Below are 16,373 nucleotides of genomic sequence, written 5' to 3'. Positions count from 1 at the left end.
ACATCCTCACCATCAACGCCGCCATCATGCTCACCCTGAGTGCCGGTCAACACGGAATAGTTCCGAACCTGCAATGAGGTCCAGAGCTTTTCCGTTGGAGTAGCAGTGTCGACTGGTCCCGAACGACAGCCCGACATTGACGGCCGACGGTCGGTCACTAGCACGTACGGCGTCAGTGCCAGATGAGTACAGGGCCGGCCGACTGCCCAGCGGCTGTAGCCGCGTCCCGCCGAGGGGCCACACATCGGGCCTCCGCGATGTGACGCCGCTGACGGCGACGCTCCCGCATGATCCGGCGGCTGAGCACTCGGTCGTCGCGCTTAGTCAGTGAGCGGCTGCGCTGAACCAAGAGGTCCAACTGCTGCCAGCTGAGCCCGTCGAGGTCGCCGTCTGAGTCATGGGTGGCGACAACCACTCCGCCCCGCAGCAGCGGCACCGTCTTCGCCGTGAATCTGGTTGTCGCCAAGAGTAATTCAGTAGCACTACGGTTGGGCTGGCGTTGGCACCGCCGCGTCGACGGGGTGAACCAGAAATCGAATTGTCCGTCGGTGCTGGTCAGACTTTCAAGACCACAGTCGTTAACGAGATCAGCTATGTCGGCCTTGCTGAAGGCACGGGTTTCATAGGCGACGCCAGTGGGGCTGAAGTACAGGACAGTGTTCATGCCGATGTTCCATTCCGCTCTTTCTTCGTTGTTGTGCTGGGTCCAGCCATGCCAACCCCTGTTACTAGAGTTATCCATGCGACAGTTGGGATAAACGTCGGTAACAAAATTGCTACTCCAGGTTTGAGCCGCGCGAGCAAGCTAAAGCCACGGCTGAATTGCGCCGGGAAGCTGACAGAGCGGCGACCAAGTGAGCTGCGGCCTTAAGAGGTAGCTGGCTAGCCACTCCTAGGAAGGCGTCAACTATGTCGCGCGACAGCCGTTGAACGCCGCCGGAGATCGACTGAGAAGTGACCGGCCGTCGTAACGCCGTCCGCTTATCTGACCACTGAGGTCTTAAGCCCGAATGCCCGCGGCGCTAGGCACCCCATCTGGGGCAGTGGTGGCCCCGCTGGCGGCGGCCTCCGACAACGCGCGCACGGTTGTGTAGATCTGCTGGACGGCCTCGTCGATGGTGCTCATGCGCTGCCACATGTGGCTGAATGTCAAGCGGACGTCGACTTCGACGATCGAGTTCAACTGCCGGTCGACCGGACCCGGAAGCTCGTAGAACTCACGAACAGCCGCCGCGATTGCATCCATCGCATGGCGCCAGATCGGACTGGGTCCGGTGGTCAGTAACGGGGTCAGGCCGACCTCCGCATCGCGCGCACGGGCCATACTTGCTTTCACCAGCGCGTCCTCGTCACTGGCGCGCAAGGTGAATTCTGCGCCGGCGGCAAGGCCGGCCGCGACGTCGTCGGGGTGAGCCCTGATAGCCGAAATGACCCCGGTGATGAATCGGTCGGTCTCCCGTTGAACCAGGGCCTCGCCCAGTGCCTGCTTCGCCCCGATCTCCTTGTACAGCACTTGTCGACTGATGCCGACCATGGCGGCGATGCGCGACATATTCACGGCGCGCCAGCCCTCCGCACACACGAGTTCGTACGCCGCATCCAGGACCCGGTCGCGCAGCAACTGGCGGACCTCTTCCTGAAAGTTCGGCACTTCCGGCATGACGCTAAGGATACGACAGATAGCCCAGTAATGTCACGATTGACACAGATCCAGTCGGAATGTATACATGACGTGCAACTTAAGCGAGTTGTAATCGGGGAGTCGGTCGCGAAGAGTCAACTGGGATGATGCCGTCGAGCATGCGCTGCGAGCGAGACCACACCGAGACCACACTGTGTGCGCCGCTGCCGGCGCCCGACCGGGCTCGCCACGACGGCTTTCACCGGCACGCTACGGCCGGATCCACGGCACAGCACCTAGCAATCGGGGACCAGATGAGTCGTCCATGGACGGAGCTGGCGCGGCGGGGCCCGTCGCAAGCCGCGATCGGCATCAACCTGAACGCACATCTGGTAAGGAATGCGATGGCTCAGTTGTCCGACCGGCACCGCGCCATGATCTACCGGTCCTACTACCTCGGACAGACGACGTCCCAGATCGCCGCCGAGCTCAGGATTAGTGACGGCATGGTCAAGCATGAATTACATCGCGCATTGCACGCGTTGCGCGTGAGCCTGCGATCAAGCGACGCCACCACGCGCAGCCGGTTCCGTTGATCGACGCCGGGCTGACCACGGAAATCGACGACTCGGTCGCTCAGTTAAAGCCATCGGAGATCTGTAACGACTCCATGGAGAGTTGTGTCATCGGCCCCTACGGGACGCAATGCCACTTCCCGGCAGGGTCGGCTTTTCCCCTAACTTCCTCCGTATGTGGGCCCCGGCACGCCGTCGCGGTACGTCGTGCATTGCCCCGAGGCACCACCGGTGCAGCACGTCTCGATGAGGACAGGATCGGCACCCCAGTGAGGTTGTACCTCCTGCGACGTATATTGGCCGCCGGAGCTTTTACAGTTGTTCTCCACATCGGTTTGCGCGTGGGCAAGGGGTGCGGCCGAGATCATCGTCGCAACCGCGAGTGCGACAGTGGCCGCGGGCATCGCGCTCAACACAAGTCGTTTCATATTCCTTCAATATCACTTCACGCAGGGAATGTCATCGGCGGTCATCCGTGTGAGGTTGTTAGGCGTCGGTTCTCGCGTGCCGGTGCCGGTGGCGGGCACCGTGGTGATGGGCTCCCCGGTGGTGGTTGTGGTCGGCGATGCCGACGTGTGATTGGGGTAGTCAAAGCTGGTGAAATCGGTTCCCACGGTCAGTTGCACGGTGTCGGGGGCGACGGTGTCGGAGGCGGTGGCCGTGATGTTCAACTCGTCCGCGAGTTCTGCGGCGGCCGCCTTTGCGCCCGGCCCGTAGGCAATCGAGCTTTTCTGCTTCGTGGACTCGGCAGTGCTGACCGTCCCCGCCGTGAAATCTCCTGTCGCTAAAGACTTTTCCAGCTCCGCAGCGGCTCCTTCTTTACCGGAGGCGTTGACCACGTCGAGCGCGACGCCGCCCGTCGGCGGCAGCGCAGGCTCGCCGTCGCTTGTCGAGGCGCCTGCCGGTAGTGAATCGTTGCCCACCAGGTTGTGCACGATGGTGCGAACAGCAGATACGTCAATGACATTCACGTCTTCACCGTCTGAGGTTTCGGTGAAATCGGTGACAGGAAGCGTGTAGAGCGCGACCGGTCGATTCGGGTGCGACGACGCGTTGCGCAGGAACCCTTCCAGGTCGAAACCGGCGTCAACGGCCGCGTTTTGCTTCGCGACCTCTAGGAGCCGGTGTAGTTGCGCGGGGTTGGACACCGCCGCGCTGCGACGCAGCGCACTTACCAGCGAGGCGATGAAGGCCTGCTGGCGGCGCGTTCGATCCAGGTCGGTGAACGCCGCGTTGTCGGCGTCGCGGCGTTGCCGCACGAAGGCCATCGCCTGCGCCGCAGTTATCTGCTGGGTGCCTCGATGAAAGTCCGCCCCGGAGTAATAGCGATCCGAGGTGTCCTCGTTCAAGCACACAGTGATGGGTTCGACCACCCGGGCAATCTGAAAGAAGCCCACCAGGCTGACCTCGACGAAGTGGTCGATCGGGACTTGCATTAGCCGCCTGACCGTGCTGATCTCCGCTTTGCGGCCCGCCTCCCGTGCCGTTTGTTCTTTGGCCGCGGGATCTTGCGCGGGCGTCCCGGCGGTGCCGGACTGCGGGTTGGCCGAGCCATCCATCACGGCCTGGTAGGCCAGACGGTAGGCCTCCTTGACCTTGCCCCGGCAATCCGACCTGTGGCATCCAGCCAGGTCGACATAATCGTCGCGGGGAATGGAGATCGCCGTCGCCGGAGCGTCTCCGGTCGGCAAATGCAACAGGATCAGGGCATCGGCGTCGTTCTCGCCGGTATCTTCATCCCCTGCGTGCAGCGCTTCATAGATGTCTGGCGCCAGGGGCCGCCCTCGCTGGTCGCGACGACTATCCAGCCCCATGATCAGGATGTTTTGCTCACTTCCGGTCGATTCCGGCTCACCGGCCAGCGCGTCGGATGTGGTGATGCCAGCTGATGCCGCGCGATCGGCGCTCCAGCCGATGCCCGTAACGACGATCACCACCGTCGACACCAGCGCCGCGAGCACCTTGGCGCCGACCACAAAGGAGTGGTTGCGGTACCGACGATGGTGGGTCCCGGACGTCGGTGAACGAGCTTTTCCGTCGTCTGTGGCGTCCGCCCGATGTGTCATGACGAATCGGAGAATAGCCAGGTCGCCTCGCTTCTAATCGCTGTTCGCCGAGGTGGCGGCCGTGCGCCGGTAAGAGGGCCGCCGTCGCGTCGAGTTTGCTGAGCGACGCCTGTCGGGTAACCGCCACACATCACTCCGCAGCGACGCGACTTCACCAGGTCGACTGTGCGGAGCAAGTGGAGGGTGACGACCGTGCCGGTGCCGACGATGGCGGTGGGACCGACGGAACAGCGCTGGCCTGATGTGCGGCGGATCGCTGTGCTGCGCGGCGGTGGACTGGGCGATCTGCTGATGGCGGTTCCCGCGATGGAGGCGCTCAAAGCTGCCTACCCCGACGCCGAGTTGGTGCTGCTGTGCGCGCCGCCGCACACCTCTCTCCTGACCGCTCGGCCGTCACCGGTGAGCCGGGCGCTGGCGCTACCGTCGGTTCCGGGCATCTACAACCCTGCCAACGACGGAGGCGACCCGCCGGCTGAGGACGGGTTCTGGGACTGGATCCGACGCCACCCGATCGACTTGGGTGTCCAACTACACGGCGGCGGTGGATCGTCGAATCCGTTTGTCAAAAGCCTGCGGCCCAAATGGACGGTCGGAGCGCGCGCCGACGACGCCGAGCCGCTCACCCGCTGGATTCCCTACCGGCTCTATCAGCATGAGGTGCTGCGCTGGCTGGAAGTCGCCGGGCTGGCCGGTGCGCCGCCGGTCAGGCTGGAACCGTCGATCGCGGTTACCGACGCCGACCGCCGGCGCGCCGAGCAGCTTATGCCGTGGTCTTCCGGTCTGGTGGTTGCTGTGCACGCAGGCGCTCGCGACGCTCGGCGTCGTTGGCCGGCAGGGCATTTCGCGACAGTGGTGAGCCGGTGCGTGAACGACGGCGCCCGCGTGGTCATCGTGGGCACACCGCGCGAGCAGGAGCTGATGGGCGACATCGCCGAGCTGGCGCGCGCGACGTTGTCTTGCGCGGACACCGATGCTGTTGCCGTGTTGAGCGAACTGGATCTTTCGGCGCTGTGCGGAGTATTGGCCCGCTGCGACGTTCTGGTGGGCAACGACAGCGGAGTTCGTCACTTGGCGAAGGCCGTCGGCACAGCGACGGTGGGAATCTTCTGGCTGCCCAACGTCTTTCACTACGCCCCCTTCGGGCGCTCCCGAGATCGGGTGCTGATGTCGTGGACCAGCCGCTGCCCCGTGTGCGACCGGGATTGTGTTTCTGCTGAGCCCTGCAATCACGACGTTTCGTTCGTGGCCGACATTTCACCGGACGCGGTGATGAAGGAGCTGCGCGACTTGTCGTGTTAGCAGTCAGCGGACGCCCGGATCCGCGCAATCGTCTCAGTGGTCGAATGATTCGCGACGTAACCCACCGTGCGCACCTCGCCGCCGTAGCTGCGGACTACGGGCGTCTCGGGCAGCATCTCGGCGGTGTAGTCGCCGCCCTTGACGTAGATCTCTGGCCGCAGTCGCTGGATCAGCGACGCCGGTGTGTCGTCGTCGAACACCGTCACATAGTCCACGCAACTCAACTCGCCGAGCACCGCCGCCCGGTCGATCTCACTATTGATCGGCCGCGTCCAGCCCTTGAGTCGACGCACGCTTCGGTCGCTGTTGATTGCCACGATCAGCACGTCCCCGGCCTGCCTGGCTTGCTTGAGATAGGCGACATGGCCGCGGTGCAGCACGTCGAAGCAGCCGTTGGTAAACACGATCCGGTCCCCGGCACTGCGGTGGCGAGCAACCCTGCGCGCCAACTCATCCGATGAAATAGGCGCTCCGCTGCTGGCGTCCATCCGCTCGTCGAGCTCGGCTTTGGAACACACCGACGTGCCGGGTTGGGCGGTGACGACGTCGGCAGCGCGCTGCCCGTACTCGGTGGCCCGCTCAGCTGACATCCCCTGCAGCAGGCCGACCGTCATCGCGGCGGCGAAGGTGTCGCCTGCGCCGGCGCAGTTCTCCTCCGGCGCACGCTGGGCGGCGGTGTGGTATGGCGGGCGGTCGCCGTCCAGCAGCACTACGCCCTCGCTGTCGAGGGTGACCACGACCGTGCCCGCCCCTGTCGCGTCCGCCAGCTGGCGACGGTGCGTGAGAAAGAAGTCGGCCCGCGGCTGACCGGCCGGTTTCGCGTCGGGCAACAGCGCCATCGACTCGGCAGCGCTGGGTGTCGCCACGTCCGGCCGCACCGACCGCCACGCGCCCAGGCGGTGGCCGTCGACGACCAGCAGCGGCAACTGGTGGCGCACCGCATCGAGGGCGGCGAACACGTGAGAATGCGCGACGTCGCCGCGATAGTCGCAGATCACCAGCGCGTCCGCGGCACTCAGCGCGGCAGTGAGCCCGTCGGCCAGCTGGCGCGCTTCGCCCGCCGCGGCCGGGCGCGGATCGCCTTGGTCGAAGCGCAGCAGCACGCGATTGGCCGCGACGACGCGGCTTTTGCTAGGCGTTGCGCGTGCGGCCGCGGTCACCGCATGCTCGGTGCCGACACCGTGGCGGTGCAATTCGCGCAGCAGCGCGGCGCCCACATCGTCGTCGCCGATGAGGGTCACGATCTCGGTCTGGGCGCCAAGCGCGGCGAGATTGGCCGCGGTGTTGGCGGCCGCGCCCGGATGAACACTGGATTTTTCGACGTCCACTACCGCAGCCGGGCCTTCCCGGGAAAGTCGCCGACACGTCCCGGACAGCCATACGTCGAGCATGCTGTCGCCGAGCACCACCACGCGGGGCGGCGGGTTCGGCGAATTGTGTGGGTGCCGCATCGCATATCCCTCCGGCATCTGTGGAGGCCGGTCAGCGGGCTCGGGCCCGGCACGTCAAGCCTGTGAGTTTCCGTCTCACCGCTAGCCGAAACCCGTGGCTTGCCGCGGAACCATGTTTGGCAGCCGGTTGGTGCGGGAAGGGCGCATCGGCGGGTCGTTTAGTGATCTAACACTTCCCACCCAGTTCCCCGGCTAGACTGCCGGCATCATGGTGCGGCAATGTCGCCGCATCTAGGGAGAGCGGCGATGACTACTCGGCGATCGGTGCGAGGCAGCACACCAGGTGCGCTGCCTGAGGTGCTGCCGCCCAGCCGCACCGTCAAGGTCCGGGCCGCTGACGGTACCCGGTTGCATACCCAGGTGTTCGGGGCGCCGGACGGCTATCCGATTGTGCTGGCACACGGCATTACCTGCGCGATCCGGGTGTGGGGATACCAGATCGCCGACCTGGCCGGCGACTACCGGGTGATCGCGTTCGACCATCGCGGCCATGGACGCAGCGGCGCGCCTCCGCGTGGCGGTTACAGCCTCAGCCACCTCGCCTCCGATGTCGACGCGGTGCTGCAGGCCACACTGGCGCCGGGGGAGCGTGCCGTGCTCGCAGGGCATTCGATGGGCGGCATCGCGATCGCCGCCTGGTCAGACCTCTACCGTCACAAGGTCGAGCACCGCGCCGACGCGGTTGCGTTGATCAACACCACGACCGGTGACCTGGTGCGCAAGGTGAACCTGGTGCCGCTTCCCCGGCAGCTCGCGGCGGCGCGTGTACTGGCCGGTCGACGCCTGATCGCGACGTTCGGTGGTTTTGCGGCGCCCAGTCTGATGCGCGGGCCGATCCGGGATTTCATCGCGATGCTGGCGGTCGGCGCCGACGCCGACCCGGCGGTTGCGGCGCTGATCTATGACTTGTTCACCGCGACGCCACCGGCAGCACGAGGCGGCTGCGCCAAGATGCTCGCCGAAGCGTTGGGACCACGGCACATCAGCCTGACCGGGCTGACGGTGCCAACGCTGGTGATCGGCAGCGAACGGGATCGGCTGACCCCGATCAGCCAGTCGCGCCGCATCGCTCGCTCAGCGCCGAATCTCGTCGGCCTCGTCGAACTGCCCGGCGGCCACTGCGCGATGCTCGAGCACCCCGCCGAGGTCAACCGGCAGCTGCAGACCCTGGCCGCGGCAGGCGCGAAAGCCACCGGGGTGCGGCGGATCAGCTCATAGCCGCCCGGCCACTTCCGCGGCTGCCCGATGCCCGGAGCGCACGGCGCCGTCGAGAAACCCGGTCCATTCGTCGGCTGTTTCGGTGCCGGCCCAGTGAATACTCCCCACCGGGCGGCGTAACCACGGCCCGTAGCGGGTCCACGAACCCGGCGGCACCGCGGCAGTCGGGCCGCCTGGCCCAAATTCCTCTGCGGCCCAACGATGATCGACATAGTCGAGCGGCTGCAGTGCTGCCTCGCCGAACAGCGCGGCGAAGCACGCCAGTGCCCGGCGGCGGCGCTCGTCGAGCGGCAGCCCATCGAACGTGCGGGCATCGGCGAACCCCAACAAGATGCCCGGCCCGTCCGGCTGCGGGCTGACGTCAAAGGTGATGAACACCGGGCCCTCGTCGGACAGGGCTTCCCCGGAGCATCCATTGGCCCGCCAAAACGGTGTGGGGTAGGCGACGTAGGCCTTGCTCAGCCGCCCCTGCGGCCAACACATGGCCAGTTGCCGGTATTCGGCGGGCAGCGGAGGAGCGAACTCGATGGCCGCCCGGTGTGCCGGGGGGGTCGCGATGATGACGAATTGCGCCTCGGCCCGGCCCTTTTCACACGTGATCGTCACGCCGGCACTGTGCTGGTCGATGCGGTGGACCGCGGCGCCTACCACCACACGCTCGCCGAGCTCGGTGGCCGCCTTCTCGGCGATCTGCTGGGTGCCGCCCGGGAAGCGGTCCTGCTGGGCGCCGCCTTCGACGTCGAGCAGCCGGTCCAGCCCACCCGCAGCCCGAACGTAGCGGGCCGCGTGCAGCATGGAGACCTGGTCGGGTTGGCAGCCCCAGGTGACCCGGGCCATGATGGCCAGCAGGTCACGTGCGGTGGCGCCGGCGTGCACTGATCGCAGCCAGCCGCCCAGCGACTGGCCGTCCAGTTGCGCCGCACGCCGGGCGGTCCACGGCTCGTCCAACGGCACCGTGCGCGCGATGCGTTCGAATTGCCAACGCACCCGGCCGATGTCGACGAGTCCGGGCAGCGACATCTTCGGGATAGTCCCGTGATACGACCGGACCCGCCCGCGCCAGCGGATCTGGTTGGCGCCGTCGTGGTAGGTGGGCACCGTCGGGATGCCGAGGTCAGCGGCCAGCGTCAGCACCCCATCCTGGGTCGGGCCGACAAAGGTGCCGCCGAGGTCGACGGGTACGCCCGCGACGGCCCCGGTGCGGGAGCGTCCGCCGACCCGGTCACGGCCCTCGAGCACCAGCACGTCGTGGCCGCGGCGCGCCAGCTCACGTGCCGCGGTGAGCCCGGCGAAACCAGCGCCCACCACCACGACGTCGACATCCCACTGCGGCATGCCCGCTAGTCAACCGCATACCGGCGGCTGCGCAGGCGCTAGTCGCGCATCCTGAGCACGACCTTGCCCTTGGCGGAGCGATTCTCCAGCGCCGCGATCGCGTCAGCGGCCCGCTGCAACGGGTAGACCTCCGGCTGCGGCGGCGCAATCGTGCCCGCCGCCAGCAGGGGCTGCAGCTCCGACCACTGGCGGGCGAGATAACCCGGATGCGACATCGCCCCGGCGCCCCCCCCCCCCCCCCCCCCGGCAAGGGTGGTGGGGCGGAATGGCGCCGCCGGTGAACCCCACCACCAGCAGCCGGCCTCCACGGGCCAGCGACCGCAGGGAATCGGTGAACCGGTCACCGCCGACGGGATCTACCACGATGTCGACTCCGCGTCCACCAGTCATTTCCCGCACCGCGTCTTTGAACCCGTCGGCCAGCACCACGTCGGTGGCCCCGGCCGCCCTGGCGATGTCGGCCTTGTCCTGCGTGCTGACCACCGCGATGGTCCGCGCCGCGCCCAGTGCGGGCGCCAGCCGCAGCGCCGACGTGCCGATGCCACCGGCCGCGCCGTGCACCAACACCGTCTCACCGTTGGCCAGCCGGCCGCGTTGGGTCAACGCGAAATGCACGGTGAGGTCGTTGAACAGGATCCCGGCACCGGCCTCGAACGACACCGTGTCCGGCAACGCGAACACCTGCTCCGGCGGCAAAGCGATGACCTGCGCCATACCGCCGCTGAGCATGGTCAGCGCCGCCACCCGATCACCCGCGCTGACGTGCGCTCCCGCAGGTGCACTGCGCACGACGCCTGCCGCCTCGGCGCCGGGCACAAACGGCAGCTCCGGCTTGTGCTGGTAGAGGCCGCGGGTCAGTAGCGCGTCGGGAAACGCAACACCGGCCGCATATACGTCGACGACGACGGCGCCATAGAAGAACTCCTAGTACACCTAAACTAACTGCACCGCCTCGGGACCGTCGAGCCGGAAAACCTGTACCGCGCGCATCGCCACCTCTTCCTGTCAGATGTGAACCTAGTCTGGTAGGTGCAGCCACCACTCGGGCGAGGGAGCTTTCTCTATGACCGACGAGCCGTTCTTCGACGTAGTGATCATCGGTGCCGGTATCTCCGGGATTGGTGCCGCCTACCGGATCCGGGAGCGTAACCCGCAGCTTCGCTTCGTGATCCTGGAGCGACGCGGGCGTCTCGGCGGGACGTGGGATCTGTTCCGCTATCCGGGGGTGCGGTCCGACAGTGACATCTACACGCTGTGCTTCCCCTGGGAGCCGTGGACCCGCCAGGAGATGATCGTCGACGGTGAGCACATCTGGCAGTACCTGGCCGAGACCGCCCGCAAGCATCACATCGACGAGCACATCCGTTTCAACACCTACGTCCGCTCTGCCGACTGGGATTCGAACACCGACACCTGGACAATTCGGACCGAACAAGGCGGTGTCGACAAGAATTACCAGTGCCGGTTCGTGTTCTTCGCTACCGGCTACTACGACTACGACAACCCGTACACACCAACATTTCCCGGAATCGAGGACTTCACCGGGGAGGTGGTGCATCCCCAGCATTGGCTGGAGTCACTGGACTGCGCGGGCAAGCGCTGCGTGGTGATCGGCAGCGGCGCCACCGCGGTCAGCCTCATTCCCGCGCTGTCCGAACAGGCTGCCCATGTCACGATGCTGCAACGCACGCCGTCCTACATGATCTCCGCGCCCAAAGTCGAGCCGACGGCCGTTGCGATCCGAAAATGGTTGCCGCTGAACGTCGCTCACTGGATTGTGCGCTGGCGCAACGCGCTCGTCGCCGTGCTGTTGTGGGAGGTGTCGCGCCGTGCCCCGGAGGTGATGAAGCGTAACCTTCGCCGCATCGCCGAGCGAAACCTGCCCGAGGGCTACGACATCGACACCCACTTCAAACCGCCGTACAACCCGTGGGACCAGCGGCTGTGCTTCCTGGTCGGCGCCGACCTGTACAAGCTGATCAGCGACGGTGCGGTCGACGTGGTCACCGACCACATTGACCACATGGACGCCACCGGCATCGTGCTGAAGTCCGGTCGACACCTTGACGCCGATGTGATCATCACCGCGACTGGGCTGCAGCTGCAGGCGCTGGGCGGGATCACGATCAGCCTCGATGGCGAAAAGATCAACCCGCACGATCGCTTCGTCTACAAGCGACACATGTTGGAGGACGTCCCCAACGCGGCCTGGTGTGTGGGCTACGTCAACGCGTCATGGACATTGGGCGCCGACATGACCGCGCAATCGGTGGCAAAGCTATTGGAGTACATGAACTCTCACGGCTACACCCACGCCTATCCGCACCTCGGCGACATCGACATGCCGGAACAGCCGACATTGAACTTGCAGTCCGGGTACGTGCTGCGTGCCCTGGATGTGCTGCCCAAGTCGGGCACCCGCCGGCCATGGGTGGTCAGCCACGACTTCCTGCGCGACGTGCTCGACTACCGGCTGCGCCCGATCGACGACGACCACATGGTCTTCGGCTGCGCGACGGCTGACAAAGCGCGGCAATCCGCTTAAGTTCAGGGCGCGACCGTCAGCCAGTCTTTGAAGCCCGATGGGTCGTGTCGGCCGAGCACTCCGTGCTCGTAGAGCCCCCAGCCCTCGACTAGCTCGCCGTCACCGTCGCGGCACAGCGCACGGCCCACATGGTCGATCACCCCGAACCCTGACCGCGCGATGATCGCCGGGTCGGACATGTCGTAGGTGAGCCGCTCGGTGAACTTCTCGCCCTTCCACATGCCGTGCAGCCAATCCGAATCTCCGCCGTAGCCGCCGCCGACGTGGATGGGCACCGGCAGTTTGGATTCGACGTCGAAGCGTACCGGTGTGCCGTCGGGGGTGCTTGCCTCGATCGTCGCCCCGGTCGGAATGCGCGTGCCGGAGCGGTAGCTTGTGCTCACTCGCGGCCAGCCGAGCTGTTCGACGCGGCCGTCGCGCCAGATCCGGGTGCAGTCGTTGAGCGAGCGAAACCCGTTGGGCTCCTCCTGAATTATCAGCACGACGGCGAAGTCGTCGAACGCCATCGGCATGTACAGCCACCACATGCCCTCGAACGGCGGGTCAGCGGGCCGGCCCGCCGGTTCCGGTTCGCCGACCGGCCGAATGCCCCAAGACCGATCGCGGCTGCCGATCCACGTCGCGGGATCCACGGTGATCTCCTCACCATCCACGGCGATCCGGCCGCTCCAACTGCCCAGCTGAGCGAACCGTTGCGCGTCAAGGGTGATCCGGTTACCCGAGCGCAGCACGTGCGGCTGTTCCTGAACCACGTCGAACAGGCCCCGCCAGGTCAAATCGACCGCGATACCCTCGGTTTCCTCGAGAATCACCCGCAGTTGCCGCAGCGGCTCCATCACCTCGATCCGGTAGCCGCCGACGTGCTGGTTGAGCCGGTCCTGGTCGATGGCGTCGGAGAGGTGCACCGCCGTCTGGGTGTCGCCGCGGCGGATCAGCAGGAAGGCGTCCTTGACGCCGAGGTTGGGGTAGTAGCCGATTCCGGTGATCAGGAAGATGTCGCCGGTGCGGTCGTGGGCGTTGAGGTAGGAGCGGTCGTAGAAGTTGCGGTCGGACGAACCCGGCCACGCAATCGGCTGCGGAAGCTGATGTACCGGGAACTCGTCAAGTGGTCCGAGCATCAATGGTCCTCTCCGATAAGGCGTTTCAGCAGCGAAGCGTGGTAGAACAGCGATTCCACATCGTCGGGTTTATCGACCTCACCGAAGTGGACGCGCCGCGCACCGGTCCGCATGAACACACATGCCCACATCACGGCCGAATACACGTAAAACCAGTGCAGGTCGCCGAGTTCGACTCCGGTGAGCCGCCGATAGGTGGCGCGAACGTCGTCCTCCCGCAACACCTCGGGCAGGCCCGGCAGCGTGGCCAGAGCGGCGAGCTCCTGGAACACCATGTGCGCGAAGATCATCCACGCCACATCGAGTTCACGCGGCCCCAGCGTCACCATTTCCCAGTCCAGCACCGCCACCGGCCGGAAATCGCGATACAGCACATTGCCGATCCGGGCGTCGCCCCACAGCAACACGGTCTCGCCCGCCGCCGCCTCGTCGGGCCACTGCGCCTGCAACCAAGCGAACGCGCGTTCCAGCAGCGGCGAGCGCCCGATATCGGCGACTGCGAAGTCGTACCAGGACCGCACCCAGTCGAAGTGGCGGCGCAGCGCGGTACCGCTGGACAGGAATCCAAACGTCTTGTCTGCGTTCGGAATCGAGTGCAGCATGGCCAACACCGCAACGGTGGAGTCCTGCAGTTCGCGTTGGCGCTCGGCTGGCGCGTCGGCGAACCAGTTGTTACCAAACGTGTACGGCATGACGTCGGGCGGCACCTGACCCTCGACGTAATCCATGACAAAGAAAGGTGTTCCCAGCACGTCGCCGCTGGGCTCGAGCCAGCGCACCCGAGGCACCGGGATGTCGGTGAGCTCACCGACTTTGCGGATCACGTCGAACTGGTGGTCCAGCCGATACGACGGGAACACCGGCACGTCAGCGGCGGTGGGGGCCACTCGTGCTACCAGCTTCTGGTCGATCGGCTGTCCGTCCTGCTGCCAGCGCGCGGTGAAGATAATGGTTTCCGACGACATCCCCGTCGCATCCACGCCGCTTTCCACGGTGACCTCCGGCGTCACGCCGCCGGGCAGTACGGTCGACAGCCAGCGCGACAGGAGCGCGGGCAGGCTGGTGACGTCGCGGCTGGAACGTTGGAGTCGGCTGACATTGTCGATCGCCGGTTCAGTTGGCACAGACGCCTCCTCGACGAGGCAATTACGATACGGTGGGTAGCGTTATGAAAGCAGACCCGTCGACGGTTGACAAGGCCCCCGGCGCCGGACGCCCCAGGGATCCACGTATCGACGCTGCCATATTGGCGGCCACCGCGGAACTGCTTGTGCAAATCGGCTATTCGAACCTCACGCTGGCGGCCGTGGCCGAGCGCGCCGGAACCACCAAGACAGCGCTGTATCGCCGGTGGTCCAGCAAGGCCGAACTGGTGCACGAGGCCGCCTTCCCCGCAGCGCCAACCGCGCTGGCCGCACCGGCGGGCGACGTGGCCGCTGACGTTCGGGCGATGCTCGCGGCCACCCGCGACGTGTTCACCAGCCCGGTGGTGCGAGCCGCGCTGACCGGGCTGGTCGCCGACATGACCGCCGACTCCGAGCTCAATGCACGGGTGATGTCACGCTTCGCCGACCTGTTCGCCGCTGTGCGGCGCCGATTGCGTGACGGCGTCGAGCGTGGCGAGGTGCATCCCGACGTCGACCCGGACCGGCTGATCGAGCTGATCGGGGGAGCGACGCTATTGCGGCTGCTGCTGCGCCCGGACGAAGAGCTGGACGACGCGTGGGTGGATCAAACGAGCGCGATCGTGGTCCACGGCGTCAAAGTAGGGTCAGTGCGGTGAGAAGGCGACTCGACGGGCGCGCCGCGATCGTCACCGGCGCGAGCCGCGGACTGGGCCGGGCGATCGCGTTGGCGCTCGCGGCCGAAGGCGCTGCGGTTGCGGACGTCGGACGTACCGAGCAGGTATGGGACAACCGGCTGCCCGGCACTATCGGCGAAACCGTTGCCGACATCGAGGCTGCGGGCAGGCATGCGGTGGCCATTCGGGCCGACCTGCTCGACCGCGACGACATCGCTCGGCTGGTCAACCAGTCCCGAGAAGCCTTGGGCCCCATCACCATCCTCGTCAACAATGCGGCGTTCACGGCGCCCGGCCGCCCGTCCAGGCCGGGGGAGGAGGCCCGCCCCAAGCCGGTGCACGCCGCTCCTAACAGGGCCAAACCGGACTGGCCACCGTTCCTCGGCACACCGCTAAGCGCGTATCGCCGGCATTTCGAAATCGCGGTGTTCGCGGCTTATGAGTTGATGCAGCTGGTGTGTCCGGACATGCTTGCCGCTGGCTTAGGCTCCATCGTCGACATCACTTCTGTCGCCTCGCGGCTGCCCGGCGACGGGCCGTACGACGACCGCAGCGGCGGCGTGCTGCCCGGCTACGGCGGATCGAAGGCTGCGCTGGAGCACCTGACCCAATGCGCGGCCTTCGACCTGCAGGACCGCAACATCGCGGTGAATGCGCTGGCACCGTCGAAGCCGATCCTCACTCCTGGTCTTGCCTACTATGCCCGCGAGTTCGACGAGGTGGCCTCCGCTGACGAATTCGCGCAAGCAGCGGTGCGTCTGGCGCTTGTGGATGCTCAGCAGGTCACCGGGCGCACAATCGGGCACTTGCAGGTTCTCGACGGCAGCTTCCGGCCTTACCAGCACACCGTCGCCTCGCACTGACGGTGCATGGTTGTCATACCAGCGCGCAATACTCACGACGTTCACCCAATCCATCGGACGAAAGGACGCCCACCATGGCCAACGCCGTGAACTATTTCGAGGTCGGCACACCCGATGTCGGCGCTACGACCGCTTTCTACGGCACATTGTTCAACTGGCAGATCGGCGACTCCGGCGACTACCGCATGATCGACGGCGACAAAGGCGGCGTCTGGGACACCTCGACCATGGGCGGCGGCTCCTGGGCCATCTTCTATGTCCAAGTCGACGACGTGCACGCCACCATCGACAAGGCCACGGAGCTTGGCGCCACGGTCGTGGTGCCGTTCACCGACAACGGCCCCCTCGAGTTCGCCCATCTCCAGGACCCGCACGGTAATCGGTTCGGGGTGTGGCGGCCCAAAGGCTAAGGCACCTGCTCACTTTTCATCGTCGTCGGGGGGATCGGGGTCTCCGCGCAGAAGTTCTTCGGGGTGGTGGG

At 66.2% G+C, this 16,373-nt stretch carries 14 protein-coding genes and 1 pseudogene; 7 read left to right on the top strand and 8 right to left on the bottom strand.

The annotated features are described in order from the left end of the window. Positions 1 to 172: 172 nt before the first annotated feature. On the bottom strand, positions 173 to 664 hold the full coding sequence (locus tag ACFE99_RS13155) for a hypothetical protein (protein WP_375485928.1): 492 nt from the start codon (positions 662 to 664) through the stop codon (positions 173 to 175). A 336-nt stretch (positions 665 to 1,000) separates the two neighbouring features. Continuing rightward, positions 1,001 to 1,660, bottom strand: a complete 660-nt coding sequence (locus ACFE99_RS13150; RefSeq protein ID WP_375485926.1) for a TetR/AcrR family transcriptional regulator — start codon at positions 1,658 to 1,660, stop codon at positions 1,001 to 1,003. Positions 1,661 to 1,785: 125 nt separating this feature from the next. Between ACFE99_RS13150 and ACFE99_RS13145 the strand changes: the two genes are divergently transcribed. After that, a complete protein-coding gene (locus ACFE99_RS13145) occupies positions 1,786 to 2,217 on the top strand; it encodes a sigma factor-like helix-turn-helix DNA-binding protein (RefSeq protein WP_375485924.1) in 432 nt (143 codons plus the stop codon). A 419-nt stretch (positions 2,218 to 2,636) separates the two neighbouring features. On the opposite strand, the gene ACFE99_RS13140 is transcribed toward ACFE99_RS13145, so the two are convergent. Beyond that, on the bottom strand, positions 2,637 to 4,262 hold the full coding sequence (locus ACFE99_RS13140) for an LCP family protein (protein ID WP_375485922.1): 1,626 nt from the start codon (positions 4,260 to 4,262) through the stop codon (positions 2,637 to 2,639). 183 nt (positions 4,263 to 4,445) lie between these two features. Between ACFE99_RS13140 and ACFE99_RS13135 the strand changes: the two genes are divergently transcribed. Beyond that, positions 4,446 to 5,561, top strand: coding sequence for a glycosyltransferase family 9 protein (locus ACFE99_RS13135; protein ID WP_375485920.1), 1,116 nt, complete (start codon positions 4,446 to 4,448; stop codon positions 5,559 to 5,561). Here ACFE99_RS13135 and rfaE2 read toward each other — a convergent pair. Continuing rightward, positions 5,558 to 7,012 (bottom strand): D-glycero-beta-D-manno-heptose 1-phosphate adenylyltransferase, encoded by a 1,455-nt coding sequence (rfaE2, locus tag ACFE99_RS13130; protein WP_375485918.1) that lies wholly within the window; start codon positions 7,010 to 7,012, stop codon positions 5,558 to 5,560. The genes ACFE99_RS13135 and rfaE2 overlap by 4 nt on opposite strands. A 246-nt stretch (positions 7,013 to 7,258) precedes the next feature. Between rfaE2 and ACFE99_RS13125 the strand changes: the two genes are divergently transcribed. Beyond that, positions 7,259 to 8,230, top strand: coding sequence for an alpha/beta fold hydrolase (locus tag ACFE99_RS13125; protein ID WP_375485916.1), 972 nt, complete (start codon positions 7,259 to 7,261; stop codon positions 8,228 to 8,230). On the opposite strand, the gene ACFE99_RS13120 is transcribed toward ACFE99_RS13125, so the two are convergent. Both ACFE99_RS13120 and ACFE99_RS13115 read right to left on the bottom strand, forming a co-directional pair. Further along, a complete protein-coding gene (locus tag ACFE99_RS13120) occupies positions 8,225 to 9,565 on the bottom strand; it encodes a flavin monoamine oxidase family protein (RefSeq protein WP_375485914.1) in 1,341 nt (446 codons plus the stop codon). The genes ACFE99_RS13125 and ACFE99_RS13120 overlap by 6 nt on opposite strands. Positions 9,566 to 9,603: 38 nt before the next feature. After that, positions 9,604 to 10,555, bottom strand: a pseudogene (locus ACFE99_RS13115) (NADPH:quinone oxidoreductase family protein). 73 nt (positions 10,556 to 10,628) lie between these two features. On the opposite strand from ACFE99_RS13115, the gene ACFE99_RS13110 reads away from it, so the two are divergent. Then, complete coding sequence (locus tag ACFE99_RS13110; protein ID WP_375485912.1) at positions 10,629 to 12,110, top strand: flavin-containing monooxygenase; 1,482 nt, start codon at positions 10,629 to 10,631, stop codon at positions 12,108 to 12,110. Between the two features lie 2 nt (positions 12,111 to 12,112). Here ACFE99_RS13110 and ACFE99_RS13105 read toward each other — a convergent pair whose 3' ends face one another. Further along, positions 12,113 to 13,228 (bottom strand): hypothetical protein, encoded by a 1,116-nt coding sequence (locus tag ACFE99_RS13105; RefSeq protein ID WP_375485910.1) that lies wholly within the window; start codon positions 13,226 to 13,228, stop codon positions 12,113 to 12,115. Next, positions 13,228 to 14,352 (bottom strand): phosphotransferase family protein, encoded by a 1,125-nt coding sequence (locus ACFE99_RS13100; RefSeq protein ID WP_375485908.1) that lies wholly within the window; start codon positions 14,350 to 14,352, stop codon positions 13,228 to 13,230. Before ACFE99_RS13100 ends, ACFE99_RS13105 begins: the two co-directional genes overlap by 1 nt. A 44-nt stretch (positions 14,353 to 14,396) precedes the next feature. On the opposite strand from ACFE99_RS13100, the gene ACFE99_RS13095 reads away from it, so the two are divergent. The 3 genes from ACFE99_RS13095 to ACFE99_RS13085 all read left to right on the top strand — a co-directional run bounded on the left by ACFE99_RS13095 (position 14,397) and on the right by ACFE99_RS13085 (position 16,302). Then, entirely contained in the window at positions 14,397 to 15,011 is a 615-nt protein-coding gene (locus ACFE99_RS13095) for a TetR/AcrR family transcriptional regulator (RefSeq protein WP_375485906.1), read from the top strand. Next, positions 15,008 to 15,892, top strand: coding sequence for an SDR family NAD(P)-dependent oxidoreductase (locus ACFE99_RS13090; RefSeq protein WP_375485904.1), 885 nt, complete (start codon positions 15,008 to 15,010; stop codon positions 15,890 to 15,892). The genes ACFE99_RS13095 and ACFE99_RS13090 overlap by 4 nt, the downstream gene beginning before the upstream one ends. A gap of 74 nt (positions 15,893 to 15,966) precedes the next feature. Beyond that, the gene (locus ACFE99_RS13085) at positions 15,967 to 16,302 is read left to right on the top strand and encodes a VOC family protein (RefSeq protein WP_375485902.1); all 336 of its coding nucleotides are present in this window, start codon (positions 15,967 to 15,969) and stop codon (positions 16,300 to 16,302) included. Positions 16,303 to 16,373 lie beyond the last annotated feature (71 nt).

This window comes from uncultured Mycobacterium sp. (genome assembly GCF_964249325.1).
Taxonomy (GTDB): Bacteria; Actinomycetota; Actinomycetes; order Mycobacteriales; family Mycobacteriaceae; genus Mycobacterium.
The sequence above is the reverse complement of the archived record's forward strand: the minus strand, read 5'-3'. Positions and strand labels throughout refer to the sequence as shown.

Bases quoted from the DNA above. Each gene is read 5' to 3' on its own strand.
- ACFE99_RS13150 (WP_375485926.1), bottom strand. From the start codon at position 1,660: ATGCCGGAAGTGCCGAACTTTCAGGAAGAGGTCCGCCAGTTGCTGCGC.
- ACFE99_RS13145 (WP_375485924.1), top strand. From the start codon at position 1,786: ATGATGCCGTCGAGCATGCGCTGCGAGCGAGACCACACCGAGACCACA.
- ACFE99_RS13105 (WP_375485910.1), bottom strand. From the start codon at position 13,228: ATGCTCGGACCACTTGACGAGTTCCCGGTACATCAGCTTCCGCAGCCG.
- ACFE99_RS13125 (WP_375485916.1), top strand. From the start codon at position 7,259: ATGACTACTCGGCGATCGGTGCGAGGCAGCACACCAGGTGCGCTGCCT.
- ACFE99_RS13085 (WP_375485902.1), top strand. From the start codon at position 15,967: ATGGCCAACGCCGTGAACTATTTCGAGGTCGGCACACCCGATGTCGGC.
- ACFE99_RS13120 (WP_375485914.1), bottom strand. From the start codon at position 9,565: ATGCCGCAGTGGGATGTCGACGTCGTGGTGGTGGGCGCTGGTTTCGCC.
- ACFE99_RS13110 (WP_375485912.1), top strand. From the start codon at position 10,629: ATGACCGACGAGCCGTTCTTCGACGTAGTGATCATCGGTGCCGGTATC.
- ACFE99_RS13140 (WP_375485922.1), bottom strand. From the start codon at position 4,262: ATGACACATCGGGCGGACGCCACAGACGACGGAAAAGCTCGTTCACCG.
- rfaE2 (WP_375485918.1), bottom strand. From the start codon at position 7,012: ATGCGGCACCCACACAATTCGCCGAACCCGCCGCCCCGCGTGGTGGTG.
- ACFE99_RS13095 (WP_375485906.1), top strand. From the start codon at position 14,397: ATGAAAGCAGACCCGTCGACGGTTGACAAGGCCCCCGGCGCCGGACGC.
- ACFE99_RS13155 (WP_375485928.1), bottom strand. From the start codon at position 664: ATGAACACTGTCCTGTACTTCAGCCCCACTGGCGTCGCCTATGAAACC.